The following is a 24,654-nucleotide window of genomic DNA, read 5'->3' on the forward strand; positions in this document are numbered from 1 at the left end:
TCCTGGCGTCCGGGGCCGATCCCGCACAACCCGGTTCTCCGGCCCGTGGGCGCTACTCGTTCCCGAGGTCGCTCCTCAGCTCCCGCTTGAGGATCTTCCCGCTGGCGTTGCGCGGGAGTTCGTCGACGAACACCACGCGCTTCGGCGCCTTGAAGGGGGCGAGTCGTTCGCGGACGTGGTCGATCAGTTCCGTCTCCGAGACCTCGCCGCGCGGGACGACCACGGCTGTCACCGCCTCGATCCAGCGCTCGTCCGGCAGGCCCACGACCGCGGCCTCGGCGACGCCGGGGTGGGTGTACAGGGCGTCCTCGACCTGGCGTGAGGCGATGACGACACCGCCGGAGTTGATGACGTCCTTGACCCGGTCGACGATCGTGAAGTAGCCGTGCGCGTCGCGTACGGCGAGGTCGCCGGAGCGGAACCAGCCGTCGCGGAAGGCCTCGGCGGTCTCCTCGGGCTTGTCCCAGTAGCCCTCGCAGAGTTGGGGTGAGCGGTAGACGATCTCGCCGGGGGTGCCGTCGGGGACGTCCTTGCCGTCCTCGTCGACCACACGGGCGTCGACGAACAGGACGGGCCGACCGCAGGAGTCCAGGCGGCCCTTGTGTTCGCCGGGTGCGAGGACCGTGGCCAGCGGACCGATCTCGCTCTGCCCGAAGCAGTTGTAGAAGGCCAGGTCCGGCAGGCGCTCCCGCAGCCGTTCGAGTACCGGCACCGGCATGATCGAGGCGCCGTAGTACGCCTTGCGCAGGCCGCTCAGGTCGCGGGTGGCGAAGTCGGGGCGGTTGGCCAGGGCGATCCAGACGGTGGGCGGCGCGAACAGGCTGTCCGCGCGGCCCGCCTCGATCAGGTCGAAGAGCCGGTCGCCGTCGGGTGCGTCGAGGATGATGTTCGTCGCGCCGACGGCGAGGTAGGGCAGCAGGAAGACGTGCATCTGCGCCGAGTGGTACAGCGGCAGGGAGTGCGCGGGTCGGTCGCCCGCACTGAGGTCGAGGGCGGTGATCGCACTCAGGTACTCGTGCACCAGGGCCCGGTGCGTCATCATCGCGCCCTTGGGCAGCGCGGTCGTCCCGGACGTGTACAGCAGTTGCACGAGGTCCTCGGTGCGCGGCTCGGGGCCGTCGTACACGGGCGCCTGCGGCAGCCGCGCGAGGAGCGAGTCGTCCGCGTCGCGCAGCGGCAACGTCCGAACGGTGGGAGGCAGTTGTGCGGCGAGGTCCGGGTCGGTGAGGACCAGGGTGCTGCCCGACTGGCCGACGATGTAGGCGAGGTCGTCGCCGGTCAGGTTCTGGTTGACGGGTACGTGCACCAGCCCCGCGCGGGCGCAGGCGAGGAAGGCGATCAGGTAGGCGTCGGAGTTGTGGCCGTAGGCGCCGACCCGGTCCCCGCGGGTCAGCCCTTGGTCGAGGAGGGCGCTCGCCGCGCGGGAGACGGCGGTGTCGAGTTCGTCGTACGTCCAGGTCCGTTCGGCGTACTCCACCGCGACGCGCGCCGGTGTGCGCCGGGCGCTGCGCCGCAGGACTCCGTCGACCGTGCTGCCGTGTCCGGGCGTCGTCATGACACATGATCCTCGGTTCACCGCCCGATCAGGTCAAGGACCCCGGGCAGGGCGAGAACCGGGACCGGGCGAAGGGGGCCCGGGCAACCCTGCCGCCGTCGGCGGCGTCCGCTGTCATGACACCGACGGACGTTCGAATCAGGTTCATACACTCGGCACTCTTTTCCCTCGACGATGCTGGAGGGCACGATGCGCGGTCGTCTGAGACGACTTGTCCTTGGGGCCACGGCCCTGTTCACCGCCGCGTCCGCGTTACCCGCGGCGGCCGCCACCACCGGACAGCGAGCAGAGCAGCACCCGTCCCGCGACGGCATGTCCGCCGTCATCCGCTACACCGAGTACGGCATTCCGCACATCCTCGCGAAGAACTACGCGGACCTGGGCTTCGGTACGGGCTGGGCGCAGGCCGCCGACGAGGTGTGCACGCTCGCCGACGGCTTCGTGACCCTGCGGGGCGAGCGGTCCCGGTACTTCGGCGCCGACGCGCCCGCCGGCGGCGACCTCTCGGCGGCCAGGACGAACCTCGCCAGCGACCTGTACTTCCGCGGGGTCCGCGAGAGCCGCACCGTGGAGAAGCTGCTGGCCGAGCGGACGCCCGTGGGGCCGAGCCGTGAGGTGCGGAACATGATGCGGGGCTGGGCCGCCGGTTACAACGCGTGGCTGAAGCAGAAGAAGGCCACGGATCCGGCCTGTGCGGGCGCCTCCTGGGTCCGGCCGGTCACCGAGCTGGACGTGGCGGCCCGCGGCCTGGCCATCGCCTCGATATCCGGCGAGGGGCGGTTCGTGGAGACGATCACGGCCTCGCAACCACCGGCCGGGGGCACTGCCGCCTCCGGCACGCAATCCGCCCGGCCGCCGGGCGCGAAGGCCGTGGCGAAGGCGGCGGACGAGCTGTGGGGCGACCCCGGCATGGGCTCCAACGCGGTCGCCTTCCGCGGTGACACGACGGCGAACGGCCACGGCCTGCTGCTGGGCAACCCGCACTACCCGTGGGACGGCGGCCGCCGGTTCTGGCAGTCGCAGCAGACGATCCCGGGCGAGCTGAACGTGTCGGGCGGCTCCCTGCTCGGCACCCCGGCGATCTCCATCGGGTTCAACGCACATGTGGCATGGAGCCATACCGTCTCCACCGGCGTCCCGGCCAACCTCCACCAGCTGACGCTCGATCCGGCCGATCCGACGACGTACCTGGTGGACGGCAGGCCGGAACGCATGAAGAAGCGGACCGTGACGGTCGCCGTGAAGGACGGCGCACCGGTCACCCGCACCCAGTGGTGGACCCGCTACGGCCCCGTCGTCACCTCCCTGAGCTCCCAGGTCCCGCTGCCGTGGACCGGGAGGACGGCGTACGCCCTCAACGACCCGAACGCCGCGAACCTGCGCTTCGCCGACACCTCGCTCGGATTCAGCAAGGCGCGCGGCACGAGCGACGTCCTCGCCTCCCTCGACCGGCACCAGGGCATTCCCTGGGTGAACACGATCGCCGCCGACCGCGCGGGGCACTCCCTCTTCACCCAGTCGCAGGTACTCCCCCGCATCACCGACGACGTGGCCGGGCGCTGCTCGACGGAACTCGGCAGGACCACGTACCCGGCGTCCGGGATCGCGATCCTCGACGGCTCACGCGGCGACTGCGCGCTCGGCAGCGACCCCGGCGCCGTCGTGCCGGGGATCTTCGGCCCGGCGAGGATGCCGACGCTGAAGGACGCCCCCTACGCGGAGAACTCCAACGGCACCGCGTGGATGTCCAACGCCGACCGGCCGCTCACCGGATACGAGCGGGTCTTCGGCACGGTGGGCACCCAGCTCGGCCTGCGCACCCGCGGCGCGATCGAGGACGTGGCGGCGATGACGGACCGCGGCGGCCTGACCGTACGGGACCTGCAACGGCAGCAGTTCGCCAACCGGGTGCCGGCGGGTGATCTCGCCGCCGGGGACGTGGCCCGGGCGTGCGCCGCGCTGCCCGGCGGTACGGCGACGGGCAGCGACGGCACGTCCGTCGATGTGTCCGGCGCCTGCGACGTGCTGAAGGCGTGGGACCGCACCATGGACACCGGTAGCCGGGGAGCGCTGCTCTTCGACCGGTTCTGGCGCAGGCTCGAACAGGCGGTGCCGACCGACCGGTTGTGGAAGGTGCCGTTCTCGGCGGCCGACCCGGTCCGCACCCCGAACACCCTCAACACCGAGGCTCCCGGCTTCCCCACCGCCCTCGCCGACGCGGTCGCCGAGCTGCGGGGCGCGGGCATCGCGCTGGACGCGCCGCTCGGCGCGCACCAGTTCGTCGTCCGAGACGGGCAGCGCCTGCCGGTGCCGGGTGGCGCGGGCCGGCTCGGCGTGTGGAACGTGATCGAGCCGACGTGGGACGCGGCCGCCGGCGGCTACACGGAGGTGCCGTTCGGGAGCAGCCACCTGCAGGCGGTCGGGTGGGACGGCAGCCGCTGCCCGGTGGCGCGCACGCTGCTGACCTATTCGCAGTCGTCCAACCCGAAGTCGCCGCACTACGCCGATCAGACGCGGCTGCTCTCCGACGAGAAGTGGGTGGCGTCGCGCTTCTGCGAGAAGGACATCCTGTCCTCCCCGAAGCTGAAGGTCGTTCGGGTGCACGAGCGCCGCTGACCCTGTTCGGTCGCGATCGTCATGCCGTCACGCCGGGAAGGCGTCCTCCGGCCGGGTATCGGCCGGAGGACGCCCGAGGACCTATCGGAGGACGACGCCGGCCCTCTGTCCCGCGGCCAAAGCCGCGACGTCGCCTCACACCGGTCGCGTCCGGCCCTCCCAGTACGGCTCCCGCAGCCGCCGCTTGTACAGCTTGCCGTTGGGGTCGCGGGGCATCTCTGTGATGAAGTCGACGGACCTGGGCCGCTTGTATCCGGCGAGCCTGTGGGCGCAGTGGTCGAGGAGGTCGGCCGCGAGGGCGGGTCCCGGCCGGTGTCCGGGGGCCGGTTCCACGACCGCCTTGACCTCCTCGCCCCAGTCGTCGTGCGGGATGCCGAAGACGGCGGCGTCCGCGACGGCCGGGTGGGCGAGCAGGGCCGACTCGATCTCGGCCGGGTAGATGTTGACCCCGCCGGAGATGATCAGGTCGATCTTGCGGTCGCGCAGGAAGAGGTAGCCGTCCTCGTCGAGGTGGCCGAGGTCGCCGACGGTGAAGAAGTCACCGATGCGGTTCTTGCGGGTCTTGGCCTCGTCCTTGTGGTACGAGAAGCCGCCGGTGTTCATCTTCATGTAGACGGTGCCCAGTTCACCGGGCGGCAGCCGGTTGCCGTCGTCGTCGAAGATCGCGAGCTCACTGATGGGCCAGGCCTTGCCGACGGTGCCGGGCCTCTTCAGCCAGTCCTCGGCGGTGGCGAAGGCGCCGCCGCCCTCGCTGGCGGCGTAGTACTCCTCCACACAGGGCCCCCACCAGTCGAGCATGGCCCGCTTCACGTGGTCGGGGCAGGGCGCGGCCCCGTGGATGGCGTGCCGCATGGAGGAGACGTCGTAGCGGTCCTTGACCTCGCCGGGCAGGGCCAGCAGGCGGTGGAACTGGGTGGGGACCATATGGGTGTGGGTGCAGCCGTGGGTGTCGATGAGGCGGAGCATCTCCTCGGGCGTCCACTTGTCCATGAGGACCAGCCGGTGGCCGATGTGCAGGGACGCACCGGCGAACTGCAGGACGGCCGTGTGGTAGAGCGGCGAGCAGACCAGGTGCACGTTGTCGTCGAACGGCCGGATGCCGAAGATGCCGAGGAAGCCTCCGAGGTACGCCTCTTCCGGCGGTTTGCCGGGCAGCGGGCGGCGGATGCCGCGGGGGCGGCCGGTGGTGCCCGAGGTGTAGTTCATGACCCAGCCGAGGGTGCGGTCCGCGGGCGCCGACTCGGGCCGGTCGTCGAGGAGTTCGGCGTACGGGCGGAATCCCTCGACCGTGCCGACGGCGTACCGGTGGGTGCCCGGCAGGCCGGCCTCGTCTGCGGCGGCGCGGGCCGCGTCGGCGAAGCGCTGGTGGGCGAGGAGCACCTTGGCGCCGGAGTCGGAGACGATCCAGGCGATCTCCGGGCCGACCAGGTGGTGGTTGACGGGGACGAGGTAGAACCCGGCCTGGCTGGCGGCGAGGTAGGCGGTGAGGAACTCGACGCCGTTGGGCAGGACCACCGCGAAGGTGTCGCCGCGTTCCAGCCCGGCCGCGCGCAGTCCGTGCACGAGCCGGTTGGCGGCGGCGTGCAGGCGTCCGGCGGTCCACTCCTCGCCGTCGGGTGCGACGAGCACCTTCCGGTCGGGGTGCTGTGCGGCCTGGGCCCAGAAGCCCACGGGGGGTGTGCTCACGACTGTCCGCTCCTTCCGGCGATGCGGTTGACGCGGTCCACGGCCTGCTCGAAGCCGCGGGTGAGGTCGTCGAAGACGGCCTGGACGCTGCGTTCGCTGTTCATCCGGCCGACGATCTGGCCGACCGGGGTGCCGAGCAGCCGGTCGACCTCGTATTTCTGGATGCGCGAGACGGCTTCGGCGACCAGCAGACCCTGCAGGGGCATGGGCAGGGTGCCGGGCCCGGCCGGGTCGTCCCAGGCGTCGGTCCACTCGGTGCGCAACTGGCGTGCCGGTTTGCCGGTCAGGGCGCGGGATCGGACGGTGTCGCCGGAGCCGGCCGCGAGAAGTTTGCGGGTCAGGGCGGGCGAGTGGAGGTCCGCTTCCGTGGTGGTCAGCCAGAGGGAGCCGAGCCACACGCCTTGGGCGCCGAGGGTGAGTGCGGCGGCCACCTGCTGTCCGCTGCCGATGCCGCCGGCGGCCAGGACGGGCATCGGGGCGACGGCGTCGACGACTTCGGGGGTCAGCACCATGGAGGCGATCTCGCCGGTGTGGCCGCCCGCCTCGTAGCCCTGCGCCACGACGATGTCGATCCCGGCGTCCCGGTGCTTGCGGGCGTGCCGGGCGCTGCCCGCGAGTGCGGCGACCAGGACGTCCTGGTCGTGAGCGCGGGCGATGACGTCGGCGGGCGGGGAACCGAGGGCGTTGGCGAGGAGCCGGATCGGGTAGTCGAAGGCGACGTCGAGCTGGCTGCGGGCGACCTGCTCCATCCAGCCGGTGATGCGCCAGCCGGCCGCCTCGCCCTCCGCGAGCTCGGGCACACCGTGCTTGGCGAGGGTGTCCCGGACGAACTGCCGGTGCCCTTCGGGGATCATCGCCTCGACGTCGGCTTCCGTCACGCCCTCGACCTTCTTCGCCGGCATCACGACGTCCAGGCCGTACGGCCTGCCGTCGACGTGTGCCTCGATCCAGTCCAGGTCGCGTGTGAGTTCGTCGGGGTCGGTGTAGCGGACCGCGCCGAGCACGCCGAAGCCGCCGGCCCGGCTGATGGCCGCGGCGACGGCGGGGAACGGCGTGAAGCCGAAGACGGCGTGCTCGATTCCCAGTGTCTGGCTCAGCTCCGTCTGCATGGGCGCAGGATGCCGGAGTCCTCCGGAGGACGGAAGGGGTTTTCTGATGCTCCGTCAGATTCAGGACCCGGCTGGTTCCCGCGTGCGGTCTATGGGCGGAGGCGGGCGGCGGACATACTTCAGGGGACAGGCGAGTCGGCAGAGGCGAAGGGGGACGCGGTGACCGACAGAGCGGCGAGCGGCGAACTGACCCGGCGTCAACTGGGCAGAGCGGGACTGGCCCTGGGTGGTGCGCTCGCACTCGCCCCGTTGCCCGCCGGGCCGGCCGGGGCGTCCCCGGCGACGACCGGCCACCGCCCCACCCTGCGGCACGGTTCCGCCGCACGCGCCGGACTGCTCTCCTCCCACCTGCGCCGACTGGTCACCGACGCGGAGGCGTTCCTCGGCCCCTCCCCCAAGCACCCCTGGTACGCGGGCGCCGTCCTGCTCGCCGGACGTGGCGGCACGGTCGCCCTGCACCGGCCCATCGGCATGGCGGTGCGCTACCGGGCCTACGACGAGAAGACCGACTCCGGCGTCGAGTTCCCGCCCGGCGAGCAGATCCCGATGGCCGAGGACACCGTCTTCGACCTGGCGTCGGTGTCGAAGCTGTTCACCTCGATCCTCGCCGTGCAGCAGATCGAGCGGGGCGCGCTGGAGCTGGAGGCGAAGGTCGCCTCGTACCTGCCGGACTTCGCACGCGCGGGCAAGCAGGACATCACGATCCGTCAGCTCCTCACCCACACCTCGGGGTTCCGCGCCTGGATCCCGCTGTACAGCGCGCCCACCCACGAGGAGAAGCTCCAGCTCATCTGGAACGAGAAGCCGGTCAGCGCACCCGGCACGGCGTACCTGTACTCGGACCTGAACCTGATCTCGCTCCAGCTCGTGCTGGAACGGGTCACGGGCCGTGCCCTGGACGTCCTGCTGCGCGACGAGATCACCGCGCCGCTCGGCCTGCGCCGCACCCGCTACAACCCGCCCGCCTCGTGGCGGCCGAAGATCGCGGCCACGGAGGACGCGCGCGCCCCGTGGTCCGGCCTGGACCGGGGTCTGGTGTGGGGTGAGGTGCACGACGAGAACGCCTTCAGCCTGGGCGGCGTCGCGGGCCACGCGGGCGTGTTCTCCGACGCGTGGGACCTGGCGGTCCTCGGCCGTACGCTGCTCAACGGCGGTGTCTACGGGCGGTCCAGGATCCTGGCGCCGGAGTCGGTGGAGCTGATGTTCACGGACTTCAACACCGCCTTCCCCGGGGACGAGCACGGCCTCGGCTTCGAGCTCTACCAGCACTGGTACATGGGCGCGATGGCCACGCCGCGCACCGCCGGGCACACCGGCTTCACGGGCACCTCGCTGGTGCTCGACCCGACGACGGACTCGTTCCTGGTCGTCCTCGGCAACTCGGTCCATCCGGTGCGGAGTTGGCGGTCCGGGTCGGCGCCCAGGGTGGCCGCGGCGAACACCATGGCACGGGCCGTGCCGGTCCGTCCGGCGCGGGGGCGTACGGCCTGGTTCTCCGGCATGGCGGTCTCCACGACGGCGACCCTCGCGCTCCCCGCGCTCGACACCTCGGCCGGCCGCGCACGGCTGCGCTGCGCGCTGTGGTGGGACACCGAACCCACGGCCGACGTCCTGGTCCTGGAGGCCACGACCGACGGCGGCACGACCTGGGAGCCGGTGCCGTTCACGACGTCCCGCCGCGGCCAAGGCCCCGAGCAGCACCCGGCGGGCTCGGTCACCGGCTGGTCCGGCCGCGTCTGGCACCGGCTCACCGCCGGCCTCCCGGCCGCGGGGGAGCTCTTCCTGCGCTGGCGCTACGCGACGGACCGGCTGTACGTCGGACGCGGCTGCTACGTGGACGGGCTGCGCGTGGAGGCGGCCGGGGGCGTCCTGTTCGACGAGGCGCGCCCGGCGGACGCGGCACGCCTGAAGGCAGTGGGGTGGACGCGAGAGGCCGACTGAGGAGGGCCGGTCCCGGGAATGGGTCGAGGCGGCCGGCCGAGGACGGGTCACTCGGGGGTGTTCTCCAGCACCGCCATGGCCGCGTTGTGCCCCGGCACCCCGCTCACCCCGCCCCCGCGCACCGCTCCCGCCCCGCACAGCAGCACGTTCGCGTGCCCGGTCTCCACGCCCCAGCGTCCGGTGCTCTCCTGGGCGTAGGGCCAGCTCAGCTCGCGGTGGAAGATGTTGCCGCCGGGCAGGCCGAGGTCCCGCTCCAGGTCGAGCGGCGTCCTGGCCTCGATGCAGGGGCGTCCGTCGGCGTCGGTGGCCAGGCAGTCGGCGAGGGGTTCGGCCAGGTGGGTGTCGAGCTGGGCGAGGGTCGACTTCAGCAGGTCCTCGCGCACGGCGTCGTTGTCCCGCTCGAACAGCCGGGCCGGGGTGTGCAGACCGAAGAGGGTGAGCGTCTGGTAGCCCTCCTCGGCCAGGCCGGGTCCGAGGATGGTCGGGTCGGTGAGCGAGTGGCAGTAGATCTCGGAGGGCGGCGCGGCCGGCAGGTGACCGGCGGCGGCCTGGGCGTGGGCGGCGGCCAACTGCTCGTAGCCCTCGGCGATGTGGAAGGTGCCGGCGAAGGCCTCGCGGGGGTCGACGGAGCTGTCACGCAGCCGCGGCAGCCGCTTGAGCAGCATGTTGACCTTCAGCTGGGCGCCCTCGGCGGATGCCGGGGCAGGGTCGCCGGTCAGCTCCGCCAGGGCCTGGGGTGAGGCGTTCACCAGGACGTGCCGGGCTGCGGCGGTGCCTTCGCCGTCGGCCGTGCGGTAGGTGACCTCGGCGGTTCGGCCGTCCGTGGCGATGCGCAGCGCCTCATGGCCGGTGGCGAGGACGGCGCCCGCCGCGCGGGCCGTGTCGGCGAGGGCGTCGGTGAGGGCTCCCATGCCGCCGACGGGCACGTCCCAGTCACCGGTGCCGCCGCCGATCACGTGGTAGAGGAAGCAGCGGTTCTGCTTCAGGGCGGGGTCGTGCGCGTCGGCGAAGGTGCCGATCAGGGCGTCGGTGAGGACGACGCCGCGCACCAGGTCGTCCGCGAAGCACTCCTCCACGGCGACGCCGATCGGTTCCTCGAAGAGCACCCGCCAGGCCTCATCGTCGTCGAGGCGGCGGCGCAGCCCGTCGCGGGTGGGCAGCGGCTCGGTGAGGGTCGGGAAGATCCGCTGGGCGGCGCGGCCGGTCATGCCGTAGAACTCCTGCCACGCCCGGAACTCACGGTCGGAGCCGGTGAGCCGGGCGAACGCCTCCCGGGTGCGCCGTTCGCCGCCGCCGACGAGGAGTCCGGTGGGCCGGCCGTCGCGCTCGGCGGGTGTGTAGGAGGAGACGGTCCGGGTGCGCACCCGGAAGTCCAGGCCGAGGTCCCGGACGATCTTCTTGGGCAGCAGACTGACCAGGTACGAGTAGCGGGACAGCCGGGCGTCGACCCCGGCGAAGGGCCGGGTGGACACCGCCGCGCCGCCCGTGTGGTCCAGCCGCTCCAGGACGAGCACGGAGCGGCCGGCCCGGGCCAGATAGGCGGCGGCGACCAGGCCGTTGTGGCCGCCGCCCACGATGACGGCGTCGTAGGTCCGGTGTGCGCGGGGTCCCTCGGGTGCGGTCATGGTTCTTGGTAACACGGGGTGATCCGGGTCGGCCAGACGGCGCCTGCCTGCTCGGCCGGGGGTCAGCGCCCCGCCGCGGCCCGCTGCTCGCGCAGGGCCGCGACTCTTCGGTACAGGGCCACGGCCTCGGCGCCGCGGCCGAGCTGTTCCAGGCAGTGGGCCTCGTCGTTGCGGCTGGCGAGGGTGTCGGGGTGGTCGGCGCCGAGGACGCGTTCGCGGGCGGCGGCCACCCGCCGGTACTCGGTGAGCGCGTCGGCCCAGCGGCCCAGCCAGCCGAGACCGACGGCGACCTCGCGGCGGCTGACGAGGGTGTCCGGGTGCTCGGGGCCGAGGACCTGCTCGCGGAGGGCGGCCACCGCACGGGATTCGGCGAGGGCCTCCTCCCAGCGGCCGAGCCGCCCGAGGTTGACACAGCGGCCGTGGCGGGCGCGCAGGGTCTCGGGGTGGGTGGGGCCCTGGCTGCGGGTGCGGTCCGCGGCCAGGGCGCCGTAGAGGTCCAGGGCCTCCGCGCTGCGGCCGAGGCGGCCCAGGCTGATGCCGATCTCGTGCCGGGCGGCGAGGGTGTCGGGGTGGTCGGGACCGAGGGCGCGACCGCGAGCCTCGGCGACCTCGCGGTAGGTCTCCAGGGCTTCGGCCCATCGGCCCAACTGGCCTAGGGCGTAGGCGACTTCGTAGCGGGTGACGAGCGTGTCGGGGTGGTCCGGGCCGAGCACGCGGGCGCGGGCCCGGGCCACCTCGCGGGCCATGCGGTACGAGTCCTCCAGGCGGCCGAGGCGGCTGAGGTTGAAGGCGAGGTTGTGGCGGCAGCGCAAGGTGTCGGGGTGGTCGGGGCCCATGAGGTGCTCGCGGGCGGTGAGCACCGAGGTGTAGACGCGGTGGGCATCGAAGGCGCGGCCCAGCCGGCCGAGCACATAGGCCATCTCCTGTCGAGCGGCCAGGGTGTCGGGGTGATCGGCGCCGAGGGTGCGGATCCTGGCCTCGGTGACGTGCTTGTACGCGCGCAGGGCGTCCGCGGCGCGGCCGGTGCGGCTGAGGGTGAAGGCGACCTCGTAGCGACTGGAGAGGGTGTCGGGGTGGTCGGGGCCGAGGAGGTGCTCGCGTTCGGCTGCGACCCCCCGGTGCACCTCGCCCGCCTCCGTCCAGCGGCCGAGCCGGCCGAGGCTCAGGCCCGCGTTGTGCCGGCCGGCCAGGGCGGTCAGGACCTCCGTGGGCGGGGCGGGCCGCTCCGCGGGGACGGGTTCCGCGACGACCGGACCGGTGGCGGGTCGTGCGATCCACTCGCCGGACAGTCCGGCCGCCGGGTCCGGGGGTGTGCTGCGCAGTGCGGTGCCGGTCGCCTTGTGGCCGGTGGTCATGCCGCGGGTCCAGGACGGCAGCCGGGCCGGTCCGCCGGAAGCCGGGCGGGCCGCCGCGACGGCGGTCACGTACACCGGCGCGCCCCGGTGGGCGCTGATCCGGCGGGCCAGTTCGCGGGCGTCGCCGGGCCGTTGCCCGGGTTCCTTGGCGAGCAGGTCGAGGACGACCCGCTCCAGGTACTCGGGCAGTTCGGCGCGGTGCTCGCGCGGCGGCCGGGGCGGGGTGTCGCGGTGGCCGACGAGGATCGCCCAGGCGTCTCCGAGGTCGAACGGCGGTACGCCGGTGGCGATCTCGTACAGCACGCACCCGAACGAGTAGAGGTCGCTGCGCTGGTCGACCTCGGTGCCGCTGATCTGCTCCGGGGACATGTAGTGCGGGGTCCCCATGGCGATGCCCGTGCCGGTCAGCCGTGAGGTGAAGCCGATGTCGTGGCCGAGTCGCGCTATGCCGAAGTCGCAGATCTTCACCGTGCCGTCGCCCAGCCGCATGATGTTCGCGGGTTTCAGGTCCCGGTGGACGATGCCCTGTTCATGGCAGTAGGCGAGGGCCGCGGCGACCTGCTCGGCGACCTCCACGACGTCCGCGACCGGCAGCGGGTGCTGCTTGTTGTCCTCCAGGAGCTGGCTGAGGTTGCGTCCGTCCAGCAGCTCCATGACGAGGTAGAGGACGCCGTCGGACTCACCGAAGTCGTGGACGACGGTGATGCCGCGGTGCTGGAGCGCGGCGGCCACCCGGGCCTCGCGGCGGAACCGCTCCCGCAGCACCCGGGTGAAGGCGTGGTCGTGGTTCGGGCCCAGCGGTTTGAGGCACTTGACGGCGACGTGCCGGCCCAGGGACTCGTCCTGCGCCCGCCACACCTCGCCCATGCCGCCGCGCCCGATCAGATCGAGCAGCCGGTACCGGCCCTGGATGAGTCTGCTGTCCCCCATGTCGCGCGACGCTCCCCCCGGTAGCTGTCCGCCCGCCCCTGGCCCACCCAGTATGGCGGCCTATCGTCCGAGTTTGTACGGTGCCGGGCGCGCGTCGGGGCCGAGCCTCGCCATCGCCCGCAGAATGTGTTTGGGCGGGAGTTGCCACCGCACACGTGTGGGGATGCGGCGCAGCAGGAGGCCCGCGAGGCGCAGTTGGCGGGTGACGGTGGCCGGATCGGGGGCCGGTCTGCCGTACAACTCGTGGGCGTACGGCGGCAGAGTGGCGTACGCCAGATGTGCCACGCGCCGCCACAGCACCTCGCGCGCCGGTACCAGGAGCGGGTGGGCCGGCGGGCGGAGCAGGAAGTCGTCCACCGCGCGTGCCTCGGGGCCGGCGGCCAGGTCCGGGCGCACCTTCTCGAAGTACTCGGCCATCTCGGCCCGGTTCGCGGGTACGGCGTCGGTGTCCAGGCCCACCAGGCGTGCGCTCACCCGGTGTTCGGCCACGTACCGGTCGGCTTCGGCGTCGGTGAGCCGGAGTCCTGACCTGCGCGCGACCTGCAGATACGAGTCGATCTCGGCGCAGTGCACCCACATCAGCAGGGCGGGTTCGTCGACGCCGTAGTGCTCGCCGGTGTCCGGGTCGGTCGCGGTCAGCATGCGGTGGATCTTCCGGACCCGGGCACCGGCGCGCTCGGCGGCCTCGGTGGTGCCGTATGTCGTCGTTCCGACGAAGCTCGCGGTGCGCATCAGCCGGCCCCAGGCGTCCCGCCGGAAGTCGGAGTTCTGCATGACCCCGCGTACCGCCCGCGGGTGCAGGGCCTGGAGGTAGAGCGCCCGGACGCCCGCGATCCACATCACGGGGTCACTGTGCACCTGCCAGGTCACCGATTCGGGACCGAACAGCCCCGGGTCCGCGCCGGTCATGCGCCCCACCTCCGCCCGGCCCACACGATGGCACAGGGCGAACAACAGGTCGAGAGCCCCTCATGGGAACCGCGACCGTCCATTCGTTGAGCTTTCACCTACCCGGTTGAGGTTTGGTAAGGCTCCCCTTATATGCTGACGCCGCCGATCAAGCCCCGGACGGGCCTCAGCTGCCTGCCCGACCCCCGCACGACAGGATCCGACATGCGCACCACCTCCCGCGGCCTCATAGCGGCGCTCGCTCTCGTCCCTGTGCTGACCGGCTGTTTCGCGCCGGGCGACAGCGACAGTGCCGGGGCGGGATCGGACGGCCGGCTGCGGATCGCCATGGCCGTTCCCCCCGTGCAGGCCCTGTCCCCCTACAGCAACGACGCCACCGTGCTGAGCAAGCTGTCCGTCGCAGAGGGCCTCACCGCTCTCGACAAGAACGGCACGGCCAAGCCCGCGCTGGCGAAGTCCTGGAAGCAGGACGACGACTCCACCTGGACCTTCGAGCTGCGCAAGGCCGAGTTCCAGGACGGCACCGAACTCACCGCCCAGTCCGTCGTCGACGCGCTCGACCATGCGGGCGCCGCCACACCGAAGCCCCGAGTGCTCAGCGACGTGACACTCACCGCAAAAGCCGACGACGCGGACACCGTCACCCTCACCACGAAGTCGCCCGACCCCGTGCTGCCGCTGCGGCTGGCCAGCCCGGCACTGGCGATCCTGTCGGCGAGGGCGTACGGCGAGGACGGCGCCGTCAGCCCGGTCGGCACCGGCACCGGCCCGTTCGAGATCACCCGGCTCAGCGGCAAGACCAAGGCGAAACTCGACCGCTTCGACGGCTACTGGGGCGGCAAGGCGAAAGCCCCCGGCATCGACGTGAGCTGGATCGCGGACGGCACCGCCCGCGCCAACGCGCTGCGCGGCGGCGAGACCGACATCGCCGAGTGGATCCCCACCGCCCAGGCGAAGCTGCTCGACAAGGACACACGGCACGAGGTGCCCTCCGTACGCACCGACAGCCTGGTCCTCAACACCGGCAGCGGCCTCTTCACCGACGCCGGCCTGCGCGCGGCCGCCCGCGAGGCCGTCGACGGCTCCGCCCTCGTCGGCTCCGTCTTCGGCGGCTACGCCGACCCGGCGCAGGGCCTGTTCGGGCCCGCCGTGCCGTGGGCCGCCGGCAAGCGCGTGGAGGCGACCGGCCGTGCCGAGGCGGCGACCACCGCGCAGGTGAAGGCCGAGACCAAGGGCAGGACGCTGCGGCTGGCCACCTACACCAACCGGGCCGAGCTCCCCGAGGCCGCGACCGTGCTCCAGCAGCAGCTGGAGAAGGCCGGGTTCACCGTGAAGCAGGACGTGCGCGAGTACACGCAGATGGAGGCCGACCTGCTCGCCGGGAAGTACGACGCCCTCGTCTTCTCCCGGGTGACGCTCCTCGACACCGGTGACGCGGTCGACTACCTCGCGAGCGACTTCACCAGCGAGGGCGTCTACAACATCGCCGGGCTGAAGGACGCCGCGGTGGACAAGGCCATCCGGGCCGCCGCCACGGAGCGCGACACGGAGCGCCGCCGGGAGAAGATCATGCGGGCTGAGGCGGCCATCCTGCGCACCGACGCCGTCGTGCCGCTGGTCCACGAGCAGGCGGTGCAGGGCATCGCCGCCGGTGTCGAGGGCGTGATCCTCGATCCGCGCGAGCGCTCACTCGTCGACGTCGACACGCACCTCGGATAGCGCATGAGCGTCGCTCACTCCCCCGCCGCCCGCCCGCCCCGCTGGCCGGCGGCGGCCGGCCGTGCGCTCGCCGGAACCGTGCTGCTCGGTGCGGTGGCCCTGCTGCCGTGGCTGACCGGCGCCGACCCGGCCCGCACGGTGCTGCGCGCCCGTTCCGCCGACCAGAACCCGACAGCCGAGGAACGTGCCGCCGTACGCGAGCAGTTGCGGCTGGACGAGGGGCCGTTCGCACATCTCGGGCACTGGCTGGGCGGGCTGCCCCGCGGCGACGCGGGCGTCTCGTGGGTCTCCGGTGAACCGGTCATGCCGCAGGTGGGGACCGCCCTGTCGGTCTCGCTGACGATGATGCTGGGCGCGCTCATGGTGACCGCCCTGGTCGCCGCGCTGGTCTGTGCCCGCACCGTGTTCCTCGGCTCCCGCCGCCGGCTGCGGCAGGACCGGACCGGCACCACCTCCGCCGTCCTGGCCGCGCTGCCGAAGTTCCTGCTCGCCTCGGTCCTGGCCACCGTGTGCGGGGTGTGGTGGGGGTGGTTCCCGTCCAGCGGCTGGGAGGGTCCGCAGTCGATGGTGCTGCCCTCGCTCGCCCTCGGCATCCCGTCGGGCGCGATGCTCGGCGGGATCCTCGACCAAGCGCTGCCCGCCGCCTTCCACGAACCCTGGGCGCGCACGGCGTACGCCGTCGGGCTCCCGCCCGGCAACATCGCCCGCAACGCGCTGCGCCGCACCCTGCCCGGCATGCTCCCGCAGCTGCTGCCGACCGTCGTGGCCCTGGTCGGCGGTGCGGTCGCGGTGGAGAAGATCTTCAACATCCCCGGGCTCGGCCGGCTCGCCCTCGACGCCGCCGTCGCACAGGACCTCCCTGTGCTGCAGACGGCGACCCTCGCGCTGGTCCTGCTCGGGGTGAGCGCCGGCGTCCTGATCCGGGCCCTGCGCCACGCCCTCCTCGGCCGCCCCCTGCGCGATGCTGCCCTGCCGACCCTGCACCGGCCCCGCCTCGTCCCGCCGCGCTCCCTGCGCTGGATCACCGCGGCCTGTGCGGTGGCCCTGCTCGTCCTCGTCACGGCGGGCCTGCTGCGCGACCCCTTGCAGGTCGACACGGCGGCGCGGCTGGTGGCCCCGTCCCTCGAACACCCGCTGGGGACGGACGCGCTGGGCCGGGACCTGCTCGCCCGGCTGGGCCACGGGGCACTGCGCACGGCCGGTGTCGCCCTCGCCGTGACGGCGGTCAGCGCGGTCACCGGACTCCTGCTGGGCATGGCACCGCGGGCGAGCGCCGGTGCGACGGAGGTCGCGTCGACCCTGCCCGCGGTCCTCACCGGGCTGCTGATCGCGGGCGTGACCGGGCCCTCGGTGTGGGGCGCGGCGATCGCGGTCTGCGTGGTCGGCTGGAGCCCGTACGCCGCCCAGACCGCCGCCCTGCTCGAACAGGAACGCGCGAGCGGTCACATCGCCGCCTCCGTCGCGCTCGGCGCGGGACGGCTGCACCTGCTGCGCCGCCACCTGCTCCCCGCGGTCCTGCCGGCCCTCCTGCGCAACGCACTGCTGCGGCTGCCGACGGCCGTCCTGGTCCTGGCCTCGCTCGGCTTCCTCGGTCTGGGCGAACAGCCGCCCACCCCCGAGTGGGGCAGGCTCCTGTCGGAGAACCAGCCGTACGCCGAACTGGCCCCCTGGACCGTCCTGGGCCCGGCCGCCGCGCTGGTGGTGCTGTCCGTGCTGGCGGTGACGGGCAGCGTGCTGGGGCGGCGCAAGGGCGCGTAACGGGTGCCTGGCCGAGTGGTGACCACCCGGCCAGGCACCCGCTGTCCGCCTTCAGGAGAGGTTCGTGCCGCTCACGTATCCGCGTCGCTTGTCCACGACGTTGCGCAGGGGGCGGCCCTCGATGTGACGCGTGAGGTTGTCGAGGAACACCTCGACGAGCGCCTCCCGTTCACCGGTGGTCTCGCCCGCCGTGTGCGGGGAGATCATCACGCCGGGCATGTCCCACAGGGGTGAGCCGCTTCTTGCCGCCGCCCGAGCCGCGGCTCTCGCTGCTGCCCATGGGAGGCGTCGAGGTGGCCGGACCGCACCTGCCCGGCGGGGCGGTCCGGGCCGATCGGCGCGGTGCGGCCCTCGTGCCGCTCCCAGCGGAAGCCGTGCACCAGCCGCAGGGGGGATCGGGCGGCCTCGTCCAGGGTCCGGCCGGCCGGCCGCGGGCAGGCTGCCGTCCGATCCGTCGGCCCTCGCGACCAGGGGACGTTCCACCGTCATCGTTCCCGTCGCCTCGTGCACGGCATGGTGCGGGCCCACTCTCACCGTTGCACCCGGTGCAGCCGCACGCGAGGGGCGATCGGCCCTCGGCAGGGGCCGTTCGGCCCGTGGTGCGCCGAGTGGACCGGGCACACGCTGAAGTCGGCAGCCCGAGAAGTCCCGGTACACCGAGGAGCACGGCGCTGCGCGACGGACTCGCCGTCCGACCGGGCGGGAGCTGAAGGGAGCCGGGCGATGACCTCCACCACCAACCTGTCCGCAGGCCTCACAGCCGGGCATCGCGAGCGGCTGATGCTCCTGGCCCGCGAGGTGTCCTTCGACACGGGCACCCGCATCTTCGAGGAAGGACGGCGCGCCGACCGGTTCTGGATCGTGCGGACCGGGACGGTAGCCCTCGATCTGCGTGTCCCCGGCCGGCGGGCGGCTGTCGTGGAGTCCCTGGGGCACGGAGAGCTGATCGGCTGGTCGTGGCACTTCCCGCCGCACGTGTGGCATCTGGGCGCGGAGGCGATGAGCCCGGTACGGGCCTACGAGTTCGACGCGGAAGCGGTACGGACGATGTGCGCCGGAGACCCCGAGCTCGGCCGGGCGATCGCCGACTGGGTCGGCCGGGTGGTCGCCCACCGGCTGCACGCCTCGCGGATCCGGTTGCTCGACCTGTACGCCCCCTACGGCAGCGGGAGCCGGATGTGAGGGACGGCCCGCCGGTCCGTCCCGCTCCGTCCGCAGCCTGCGGGGCATCCGCGGTCAGGTCACCGTGATCCGGCGCCCGGTGACGGTGACGGGCTCGATACGCAGCCACAGTTCACGCGGGCCTCCTGCCCAGGGGGTGCTGTAGGCCTGCTCGTCGAGGCGGGCGGCCTCGTCCGGATCCGTCACCGTCGCCGCGGGGCCCCGTACCAGCACGCTCCAGCCCTCGCTGAACGCCTCGTCGATGTGGTCGGCTTCGAAGGCCACCTGGTGGCCGTCCGCCTGTGCCGGGGTCGTGCCGGGCTCGGTGCGGAAGACGATCGAGCCGTCGACGACGCTGTAGTTGACCGGTACGACGACCGGCCCGGAGTCCGTCGGCACGGCGATGCGTCCGACCCCGTGGGTCGACAGCAGGGAGCGGCACTCGGCCTCGGTCAGCTCCGTGAACCGGGGTGTACGGGCCGCCCGGCCGAGTCCGGGCGGCAGGTCGGTGTCGCCACCGGTCAGGTGCCGCACCGTGGTCTTCAGCGCTCCCGCCAGCCGCAGGAGGGTGCCCGCGCCGGGGTCGGCGGTCGGCCGCTCCTCCAGGTACTCGAGGTAGGCGGGCGCCATGCCCGCCCGGGTCGCCGCCTCCTGCCTGCTGAGGCCGAGTTCCGTGCGCCGTTGGGTGATCCGCCGTCCGAGGTCACCCTGCGGGCGTCCTTCGACGGCATGAGACGAGGCCCGTTCGGTCATGACCCGTCACCTCTCTCCTTCGTCAGGCCGCCCGGTAGGGGACGACTTCCTCGTTCGGCTCCTCGCCGCAGTTCCAGCTTGGCGCGGATCGGGCCACCGCGCTTGGGGTACCCCGGTCCTTCGACTAGGGCCGATCGGCCCTACCGCGGATCGAGCCGGCGGCCTTTGATCGGACCATGTCCGACATCCCCGGCAGGTCCGCGCAGTCACTCCAGGTGGGGACGACCCACGTCGTGACCCTGAGCGGCGAACTCGACCTGCTCGCGGCGCCGGCCCTCAGGGCCCGCCTCGACATGCTGACCGCCGGTCCCTGTCCCGACCTGGTCCTGGACCTGCGCCCGGTGTCGTTCGTCGACTGCTCGGGGCTAGGGGTCCTGTGCCGGGTGCGGAACCGCGTGCGGGCGCGGCACGGCCGGTTGCGTCTGGTCACCGGCAGCGCCTCTCTGCGGCGCGTGCTGCGGCACGCCGGTATGGCGGGGGTCTTCGAGCTGCTTCCCCGCATGCCGGTGGGCGTTGCCGGCCCACCGGCGACGGACACCGTCGACAGTGCGGTGCTCTGAGGTCGACGGTGCGGCACTGAGATCGACCGCGCGGTGCACTGACGTCGACCGCACGGTGCGCTGAGATCGACCGCGCGGTGCTCTGAGCACGTCACACGAGGGTGAGCTCGTGGCCGATCTTCGCCGCCCATGCCTCGATCCGCTCGAAGTCGCGGAAGTCCCCGCCCTTTCCGTCGCGGAGGATCATCCGGGCGACCCAGCCCTTCGCGCCTTCTCGGAGGCAGCCGCCGAAGGTGACGTGCTCCGCGGCGTCGAGCCGGTCCATGGCCTTCTTCACTCCGGGCACGGGCGGGATGTCCCGCTCCGAGGCCGAGGGATCGAGCGGGCCGCTGCTGAAGAACCACAGCGGGCGCTCCGCCAGGGCCTTGCCGTGGTGCCGGACGAAGCGGCGGGCGGCCTTGTGCCAGTGGCCGGCGTACAGGCCGCCCCCGACCACGACGGCGTCGTACGCCGCCACGTCCGGCACGGCCCCTGCCGGGACGGCCTCCGCCGTCAGCCCCTCCTTGCGCAGGACCCCGGCGATGGTCTCGGCGATCTCCGCGGTCGATCCGTTCGTCGTTCCGTAGGCGACGAGCACGTTCGTCGGCATGCCGGTCCGCCTCCTCTCACAGTTTTCGCAGAAAGTCGTCGGTCACGCCGTGCAGCACCTGCTCGTCCGATCGCAGACGCGTGTCGTCCAAGCGCCAGGTGAGCTCGTCGACGACCGCGACCACACCGTCGATCTGCCGGGTCATGGCGACGACGATCTCGGCTTCGCTCCGACGTTCCAGCCGTCCGGAGAGCGTGACCACCCCGTCCGCGACGGCGACGTCGATGCTGTGCGGCATCAGCCACCGCACGCGCACCAGCACCTCGTCGGTCACCTCGTCACGGATGGACGCGTCGGGCCGCAGGAAGACCCGGAGCAGGTCCCGCCGGGTGAGGATGCCGACCAGACGGTCCTCCTCGTCGAGCACGGGCAGTCTGTTCACGCCCCGCCGCGCCATGGTCCGTGCGGCCTCGACGATGGTGTCCTCGGCGTGCGCGGTGACCGGCGGCGCGCTCATCAGCTGACCCGCCGTGCGGGCTGCCGTCTCCGGGGTGGTGCTCCTGCGGGCGGCGGACGGCGGTGCGGGGAGCCCGAGAAAGCGGCGTGAGCGGCCCGGGTCCGGGGTCGCGGCCCGAGGGGCCGCCAGATCGGCCGCGGAGAGGACGCCGATGACACGGTCGTCCTCGTCCACCACGGGCAGTCCGCCGATCCGATCGCCCGCGAGCAGTCGGGCGGCCTCGTCGACCGGCGTGTTGAACAGGGCTCGCACCACGTCCATGGTCATCAGGGAGCCGACCTTGTCATGCTTCATGGCGTGTCTCCCTCGGGAACGACCGCGACCCGGTCGCCGCCCGGACGGCGACCCGCAGCGCCTCCGAGTCCGCCGGTCCGGCGGGGGCCCCGACGACGGGGCGGTTCCATGTCCGGGGCCCGGACGGATCGTCGGGGTCGTCGCGCGCCACGATCACCGGACCGTCCGCCCGCCCGGGTGACCGCGAGGCCGACGGAGCCGAGCGGCGGCTCGGCGGCACTCCCCCGGCCTCGCGAGCCCAGGACGAGCACCGCGGCCTTGCGCGCCGCACCGCACAGTACGGGGCCCGCCCCTCGGGCACGACCTCGGTGGTGGCCTCCAGACCGGGACCGCGCGCCCGGGCGTGCTGGGCCGCGGTGACCGCGAGGACGCCGGTGAGAGGTTGTTCCGACGGCGGCTCCCTGCCGGTGGGGAACACGGCGTGTTCGTAGCGCTCCCTCCGGCGACGCGTACACCGCGTGCGGCGGCACCCCGCGGAGCGCGGCCTCCTCGGCCGCCCGGTCCACGGCCCGCGGACTCGCCTCGCAACCGTCCGCATGCACGGTGATCGGCTGGTCCATTGCTCCCCCTCCTCTCCGCCTCCGGTGTGGCTCCGATGGTTCGAGTCTCGCCCCGGCAGGCTCACGCGGTGGAGATGCCACAGGTCCCGTCCCGGGACCGACCGGCCCTACGGCGGGAGTCCGGAGCGGCCCGGGGCTGCCGGTTCATCCGGGGGCACAGGGGCGCGCCATCGGTAGGACCAGGGCCGATCGGCCCTGGTACATCCGGCCCCCACCCTTGATGATCGTGAGCACGGGCGGATCCGCAATCCGTGCCTCCGGCGCTCCGGGAAACGAGGGGTCCTGATGACCGAGCCGCGCAGCTTCACCGAGGAGCACCCGATCCGGGTCTTCCTGCTCGACGACCACGAGGTCGTGCGCCGTGGTCTGGCCGATCTGCTGGACGCCGAACCCGACATCACGGTGGTCGGGGATGCCGGGGACGTAGAGCACGCGCTGGCCCGGGGCCCGGCCCTGCGCCCCGATGTGGCGGTGCTCGACGTACGCCTGCCCGACGGCGACGGCATCAGCGTCTGCCGCGAACTGCGCAGCCGCATGCCCGAGCCGGCTTGTCTGATGCTGACCTCGTTCGACGACGAGGAGGCTCTCCTCGACGCGATCATGGCCGGGGCCTCCGGCTATGTCCTCAAGCAGATCAAGGGCTCCGACCTGGTCTCGGCGGTACGCACGGTCGCCTCCGGGAGGTCCATGCTCGACCGGAGACCACGGCACGGCTGATGCGCTCGCTGCGCGCCGACCCCTCCGAGGAACCGGCTGTCGCCCCCGAGCCGGCGAGTCTGTCGCCGCGCGAACGGGAGATCCTCGTCCTGATCGGGGACGGTCTGACCAACCGCGAGATCGGCAAGAAGCTCTACCTGTCCGAGAAGACCGTCAAGAACCACATCTCCCGGCTGCTAGCCAAGCTCGGCGTCCAGCGCCGCGTCCAGGCCGCGGTCCTCGCGTCCCAGCTGGAGCGGCCCGGGCCCGGCGAGCGCCCGGGGCACTGAGCCGGGCGCCGGGAAAGCGGTGCTCAGTCCTTCGCCGGCCGCACCGGTACACGCCACTCCACTCGGGTACCGCCGCCTTCCGGGCCCGCCCCGAGCCGGAGGTCTCCGCCGAGCGCGGCGGCCCGCTCCTCCATGTTCTTGAGCCCGCTGCGCACGGCGTCCTGGGGGATCCCGCGTCCGTCGTCGGTCACCGTGAGCGTCAACTCGCCCTGGGCGTACCGCAGGTAGACGTCCACGGAGTGCGCCTCGGCATGCCGGGCCGCGTTGCTCAGGACCTCGCCCAGCACCGCGAGCGCGTGGTCGGCGACGTCGCCCGGTACGTCCGTGTCCACCAGCCCTTCGATCCGCACGGCGGGAGCGAAGCCGAGAGAGGACGTCGCCGCCGTGACCGTGTCCGACACCCGGGCACGCAGGCCGCTGCCCTCCCGGGTGCCGCCTTGTGCCCGCAGTCCGAAGATCGTGGAGCGGATGATCTTGATGGTCTCGTCCAGATCGTCGACGGTGCGCGACAGCCTCTCCTCGGCCTCCGGGTGGTCGATGAAGCGCTGGGCGCTCTGCAAGGTCATCCCGGCCGCGAACAGCCGCTGGATGGCCAGGTCGTGCAGGTCCCTGGCGATCCGGTCACGGTCCCGGAGCAGCGCGATCTGCTCGGCGTCCCGGCGCCGCTCGGCCAGCTCCAGGGCCAGCGCCGCCTGCCCGGCGAACCCCAGCAGGGGGCGCGTGTCGGCGTCCGTGAACGGCGTACGGCCCACCTCACGCCCCAGCAGCAGCACGCCTCCCGCCTTGCCGCCGGCCTCAAGCGGCACACCGACCACGGGCCCGACCCCGGCCCACTGGGCGGCGTCCCGGACGGCCCGTGGGTCCTCCTGGATGTCCGTGCTCACCACCGGTTCGGCCGTGGTCAGGACGGCGGCCACGAACCCGTCCTGCCCTGGCATCACCAGACCGCTGCGCCGGTCCGCGTCCAGCCCCACGGCGAGCAGCGGCCGCAGCGCGTTCTCCTCCGGCACCCGCTCCGCGATCATCCCGACATCGGCGTCGGTGATCTGCCGGGCCTGCTCCACGATCAGTTCCAGCACGTCCGCGCTCGGCGCACCCGACAGCAGCGCCCGCGTGACCTCGGAGCTCGCTCCCAGCCAGCGCTCGCGCAGCCGCGTCTCCTCGTACAGCCGGGCGTTCTCGATCGCCACGCCGGCCGCCACCGCGAGTGTGGAGAGCACCGACTCGTCCTCGGCGTCGAACTCCGCCGCGCCGCGCTTCTCGGTGAGGTAGAGGTTGCCGAACACCTGGTCGCGCACCCGGATGGGCGCCCCCAGGAACGAGTGCATCGGCGGATGGTGGGGCGGGAAGCCGTACGACGCCGAGTGCTCGGAGATCTCCGCCAGCCGCAGCGGCTCCGGGTGCCGGATCAGTTCGCCCAGGATGCCGTGCCCGCTGGGCAGGTCGCCGATGTGGGCCCGCTGCTCGCCGCTGATGCCGACGGTGTGGAACTCGGAGAGCATGCGGTCGTCGCCGATGACGCCCAGGGCCCCGTACTCGGCGTCCACCAGCACCACCGCCGCTTCGACGATGCGCCGGAGCACCTGTGGCAGGTCCAGCTCCCGGCCGACCGACAGCACGGCTTCGAGCAGGCTGTGCACCCGGTCCTGGGTGCCGCGCGCCGCGTCGATCCGCGCCTGGAGTTCGTCCAGCAGCTCGTCCAGCCGCAGCTTGGGCAGCCGCTGCTCGGAACGCCCGGGCCGTTCCCCGCTCATCGTCTCCTCCGACCGGTGCCCGCGGACGCACCCGGAAGGGCGCCTTCTTCGCCTCACGATAGCGGGGTCGCGCTTTCTGCGCCGAGGTGCTGCGGAAGCCCGGGGACCAGGGCCCGGTCGGTGAGGCGGTGCCCGTTGGCTCCGGCGCCGGAGGAGGGTTCGGCGTCCTCGCGTGGGCTGTTTGGCGGATTGTCGGTCAAAGCGATCCGACACGGCTTGTGTCCGGTCGCCGTTGTTCTCGACGGCCGACACCGACGCGCCGGCCCCTGCCGAGGACCGCCTGAGGGGGCGGCGGACCGTCAGACAGCGGAGTCCTGCCCCCCGACGCCCGCCCGCT

The 24,654-nt window shown here is 73.1% G+C and carries 18 protein-coding genes and 1 pseudogene; 7 read left to right on the plus strand and 12 right to left on the minus strand.

Going from position 1 to position 24,654, the window contains the following annotated elements:
- Window positions 1–52 precede the first annotated feature (52 nt).
- The gene (locus BJ965_RS02420) at window positions 53–1,555 is read right to left on the minus strand and encodes an acyl-CoA synthetase (protein WP_184907125.1); all 1,503 of its coding nucleotides are present in this window, start codon (window positions 1,553–1,555) and stop codon (window positions 53–55) included.
- A gap of 189 nt (window positions 1,556–1,744) precedes the next feature.
- Here BJ965_RS02420 and BJ965_RS02425 point away from each other — a divergent pair, with 189 nt between their 5' ends.
- Window positions 1,745–4,171: a penicillin acylase family protein gene (locus BJ965_RS02425; RefSeq protein ID WP_184907126.1), complete on the plus strand. Its 2,427-nt coding sequence runs from the start codon at window positions 1,745–1,747 to the stop codon at window positions 4,169–4,171.
- Between the two features lie 135 nt (window positions 4,172–4,306).
- Here BJ965_RS02425 and BJ965_RS02430 read toward each other — a convergent pair whose 3' ends face one another.
- A complete protein-coding gene (locus tag BJ965_RS02430) occupies window positions 4,307–5,857 on the minus strand; it encodes an acyl-CoA synthetase (RefSeq protein WP_184907127.1) in 1,551 nt (516 codons plus the stop codon).
- On the minus strand, window positions 5,854–6,966 hold the full coding sequence (locus BJ965_RS02435) for an NAD(P)H-dependent flavin oxidoreductase (RefSeq protein WP_184907128.1): 1,113 nt from the start codon (window positions 6,964–6,966) through the stop codon (window positions 5,854–5,856). The genes BJ965_RS02430 and BJ965_RS02435 overlap by 4 nt, the downstream gene beginning before the upstream one ends.
- 159 nt (window positions 6,967–7,125) lie before the next feature.
- On the opposite strand from BJ965_RS02435, the gene BJ965_RS02440 reads away from it, so the two are divergent.
- The gene (locus BJ965_RS02440) at window positions 7,126–8,907 is read left to right on the plus strand and encodes a serine hydrolase (protein ID WP_184907129.1); all 1,782 of its coding nucleotides are present in this window, start codon (window positions 7,126–7,128) and stop codon (window positions 8,905–8,907) included.
- Between the two features lie 47 nt (window positions 8,908–8,954).
- Here the strand turns inward: BJ965_RS02440 and BJ965_RS02445 are convergent, their stop codons facing one another.
- From BJ965_RS02445 to BJ965_RS02455, 3 genes are all read right to left on the minus strand, one after another.
- Complete coding sequence (locus tag BJ965_RS02445) at window positions 8,955–10,532, minus strand: phytoene desaturase family protein (protein WP_184907130.1); 1,578 nt, start codon at window positions 10,530–10,532, stop codon at window positions 8,955–8,957.
- Between the two features lie 62 nt (window positions 10,533–10,594).
- On the minus strand, window positions 10,595–12,817 hold the full coding sequence (locus BJ965_RS02450; protein ID WP_184907131.1) for a serine/threonine-protein kinase: 2,223 nt from the start codon (window positions 12,815–12,817) through the stop codon (window positions 10,595–10,597).
- A gap of 60 nt (window positions 12,818–12,877) precedes the next feature.
- Window positions 12,878–13,726, minus strand: coding sequence for an oxygenase MpaB family protein (locus tag BJ965_RS02455; protein WP_184907132.1), 849 nt, complete (start codon window positions 13,724–13,726; stop codon window positions 12,878–12,880).
- Between the two features lie 204 nt (window positions 13,727–13,930).
- Between BJ965_RS02455 and BJ965_RS02460 the strand changes: the two genes are divergently transcribed.
- Both BJ965_RS02460 and BJ965_RS02465 read left to right on the plus strand, forming a co-directional pair.
- Entirely contained in the window at window positions 13,931–15,445 is a 1,515-nt protein-coding gene (locus BJ965_RS02460) for an ABC transporter substrate-binding protein (RefSeq protein WP_184907133.1), read from the plus strand.
- A gap of 3 nt (window positions 15,446–15,448) precedes the next feature.
- Complete coding sequence (locus BJ965_RS02465; protein WP_184907134.1) at window positions 15,449–17,203, plus strand: ABC transporter permease subunit; 1,755 nt, start codon at window positions 15,449–15,451, stop codon at window positions 17,201–17,203.
- 51 nt (window positions 17,204–17,254) lie between these two features.
- Here BJ965_RS02465 and BJ965_RS02470 read toward each other — a convergent pair whose 3' ends face one another.
- Window positions 17,255–17,422 carry a hypothetical protein gene (locus tag BJ965_RS02470; RefSeq protein ID WP_246545818.1) on the minus strand — a complete coding sequence of 56 codons (168 nt, stop codon included), beginning with the start codon at window positions 17,420–17,422 and terminating at the stop codon, window positions 17,255–17,257.
- A gap of 504 nt (window positions 17,423–17,926) precedes the next feature.
- Here BJ965_RS02470 and BJ965_RS02475 point away from each other — a divergent pair.
- Window positions 17,927–18,385 (plus strand): cyclic nucleotide-binding domain-containing protein, encoded by a 459-nt coding sequence (locus tag BJ965_RS02475; RefSeq protein ID WP_184907135.1) that lies wholly within the window; start codon window positions 17,927–17,929, stop codon window positions 18,383–18,385.
- Between the two features lie 54 nt (window positions 18,386–18,439).
- Here BJ965_RS02475 and BJ965_RS02480 read toward each other — a convergent pair whose 3' ends face one another.
- Window positions 18,440–19,117 carry a helix-turn-helix domain-containing protein gene (locus tag BJ965_RS02480; protein WP_184907136.1) on the minus strand — a complete coding sequence of 226 codons (678 nt, stop codon included), beginning with the start codon at window positions 19,115–19,117 and terminating at the stop codon, window positions 18,440–18,442.
- A 176-nt stretch (window positions 19,118–19,293) separates the two neighbouring features.
- On the opposite strand from BJ965_RS02480, the gene BJ965_RS02485 reads away from it, so the two are divergent.
- Window positions 19,294–19,677, plus strand: coding sequence for an STAS domain-containing protein (locus BJ965_RS02485; RefSeq protein ID WP_184907137.1), 384 nt, complete (start codon window positions 19,294–19,296; stop codon window positions 19,675–19,677).
- Between the two features lie 91 nt (window positions 19,678–19,768).
- Here BJ965_RS02485 and BJ965_RS02490 read toward each other — a convergent pair whose 3' ends face one another.
- Genes BJ965_RS02490 through BJ965_RS40325 form a run of 3 tightly spaced genes read right to left on the minus strand, consistent with a single transcriptional unit; the run spans window position 19,769 to window position 21,577 of the window.
- Window positions 19,769–20,266: a flavodoxin domain-containing protein gene (locus tag BJ965_RS02490; RefSeq protein WP_184907138.1), complete on the minus strand. Its 498-nt coding sequence runs from the start codon at window positions 20,264–20,266 to the stop codon at window positions 19,769–19,771.
- Between the two features lie 16 nt (window positions 20,267–20,282).
- Window positions 20,283–21,017, minus strand: coding sequence for a CBS domain-containing protein (locus tag BJ965_RS02495; protein WP_184907139.1), 735 nt, complete (start codon window positions 21,015–21,017; stop codon window positions 20,283–20,285).
- Window positions 21,014–21,577 (minus strand): universal stress protein, encoded by a 564-nt coding sequence (locus tag BJ965_RS40325; protein WP_184907140.1) that lies wholly within the window; start codon window positions 21,575–21,577, stop codon window positions 21,014–21,016. Before BJ965_RS40325 ends, BJ965_RS02495 begins: the two co-directional genes overlap by 4 nt.
- 285 nt (window positions 21,578–21,862) lie before the next feature.
- Between BJ965_RS40325 and BJ965_RS02505 the strand changes: the two are divergent.
- A pseudogene (locus BJ965_RS02505) lies at window positions 21,863–22,563 on the plus strand (response regulator).
- 23 nt (window positions 22,564–22,586) lie between these two features.
- On the opposite strand, the gene BJ965_RS02510 reads toward BJ965_RS02505, so the two are convergent.
- Window positions 22,587–24,317, minus strand: coding sequence for a GAF domain-containing sensor histidine kinase (locus BJ965_RS02510; RefSeq protein WP_184907141.1), 1,731 nt, complete (start codon window positions 24,315–24,317; stop codon window positions 22,587–22,589).
- Window positions 24,318–24,654 lie beyond the last annotated feature (337 nt).

Origin of the sequence: Streptomyces luteogriseus, assembly GCF_014205055.1 — a bacterium.
GTDB classification, from domain to species: Bacteria; Actinomycetota; Actinomycetes; order Streptomycetales; family Streptomycetaceae; genus Streptomyces; species Streptomyces luteogriseus.

What these genes read in the sequence shown, in the direction of transcription:
- BJ965_RS02420 (WP_184907125.1), bottom strand. Translation starts at nt 1,555, where the DNA reads ATGACGACGCCCGGACACGGCAGCACGGTCGACGGAGTCCTGCGGCGC.
- BJ965_RS02425 (WP_184907126.1), top strand. Translation starts at nt 1,745, where the DNA reads ATGCGCGGTCGTCTGAGACGACTTGTCCTTGGGGCCACGGCCCTGTTC.
- BJ965_RS02435 (WP_184907128.1), bottom strand. Translation starts at nt 6,966, where the DNA reads ATGCAGACGGAGCTGAGCCAGACACTGGGAATCGAGCACGCCGTCTTC.
- BJ965_RS02445 (WP_184907130.1), bottom strand. Translation starts at nt 10,532, where the DNA reads ATGACCGCACCCGAGGGACCCCGCGCACACCGGACCTACGACGCCGTC.
- BJ965_RS02450 (WP_184907131.1), bottom strand. Translation starts at nt 12,817, where the DNA reads ATGGGGGACAGCAGACTCATCCAGGGCCGGTACCGGCTGCTCGATCTG.
- BJ965_RS02455 (WP_184907132.1), bottom strand. Translation starts at nt 13,726, where the DNA reads ATGACCGGCGCGGACCCGGGGCTGTTCGGTCCCGAATCGGTGACCTGG.
- BJ965_RS02460 (WP_184907133.1), top strand. Translation starts at nt 13,931, where the DNA reads ATGCGCACCACCTCCCGCGGCCTCATAGCGGCGCTCGCTCTCGTCCCT.
- BJ965_RS02465 (WP_184907134.1), top strand. Translation starts at nt 15,449, where the DNA reads ATGAGCGTCGCTCACTCCCCCGCCGCCCGCCCGCCCCGCTGGCCGGCG.
- BJ965_RS02470 (WP_246545818.1), bottom strand. Translation starts at nt 17,422, where the DNA reads ATGCCCGGCGTGATGATCTCCCCGCACACGGCGGGCGAGACCACCGGT.
- BJ965_RS02475 (WP_184907135.1), top strand. Translation starts at nt 17,927, where the DNA reads ATGACCTCCACCACCAACCTGTCCGCAGGCCTCACAGCCGGGCATCGC.
- BJ965_RS02480 (WP_184907136.1), bottom strand. Translation starts at nt 19,117, where the DNA reads ATGACCGAACGGGCCTCGTCTCATGCCGTCGAAGGACGCCCGCAGGGT.
- BJ965_RS02485 (WP_184907137.1), top strand. Translation starts at nt 19,294, where the DNA reads ATGTCCGACATCCCCGGCAGGTCCGCGCAGTCACTCCAGGTGGGGACG.
- BJ965_RS02490 (WP_184907138.1), bottom strand. Translation starts at nt 20,266, where the DNA reads ATGCCGACGAACGTGCTCGTCGCCTACGGAACGACGAACGGATCGACC.
- BJ965_RS02495 (WP_184907139.1), bottom strand. Translation starts at nt 21,017, where the DNA reads ATGAAGCATGACAAGGTCGGCTCCCTGATGACCATGGACGTGGTGCGA.
- BJ965_RS40325 (WP_184907140.1), bottom strand. Translation starts at nt 21,577, where the DNA reads ATGGACCAGCCGATCACCGTGCATGCGGACGGTTGCGAGGCGAGTCCG.
- BJ965_RS02510 (WP_184907141.1), bottom strand. Translation starts at nt 24,317, where the DNA reads ATGAGCGGGGAACGGCCCGGGCGTTCCGAGCAGCGGCTGCCCAAGCTG.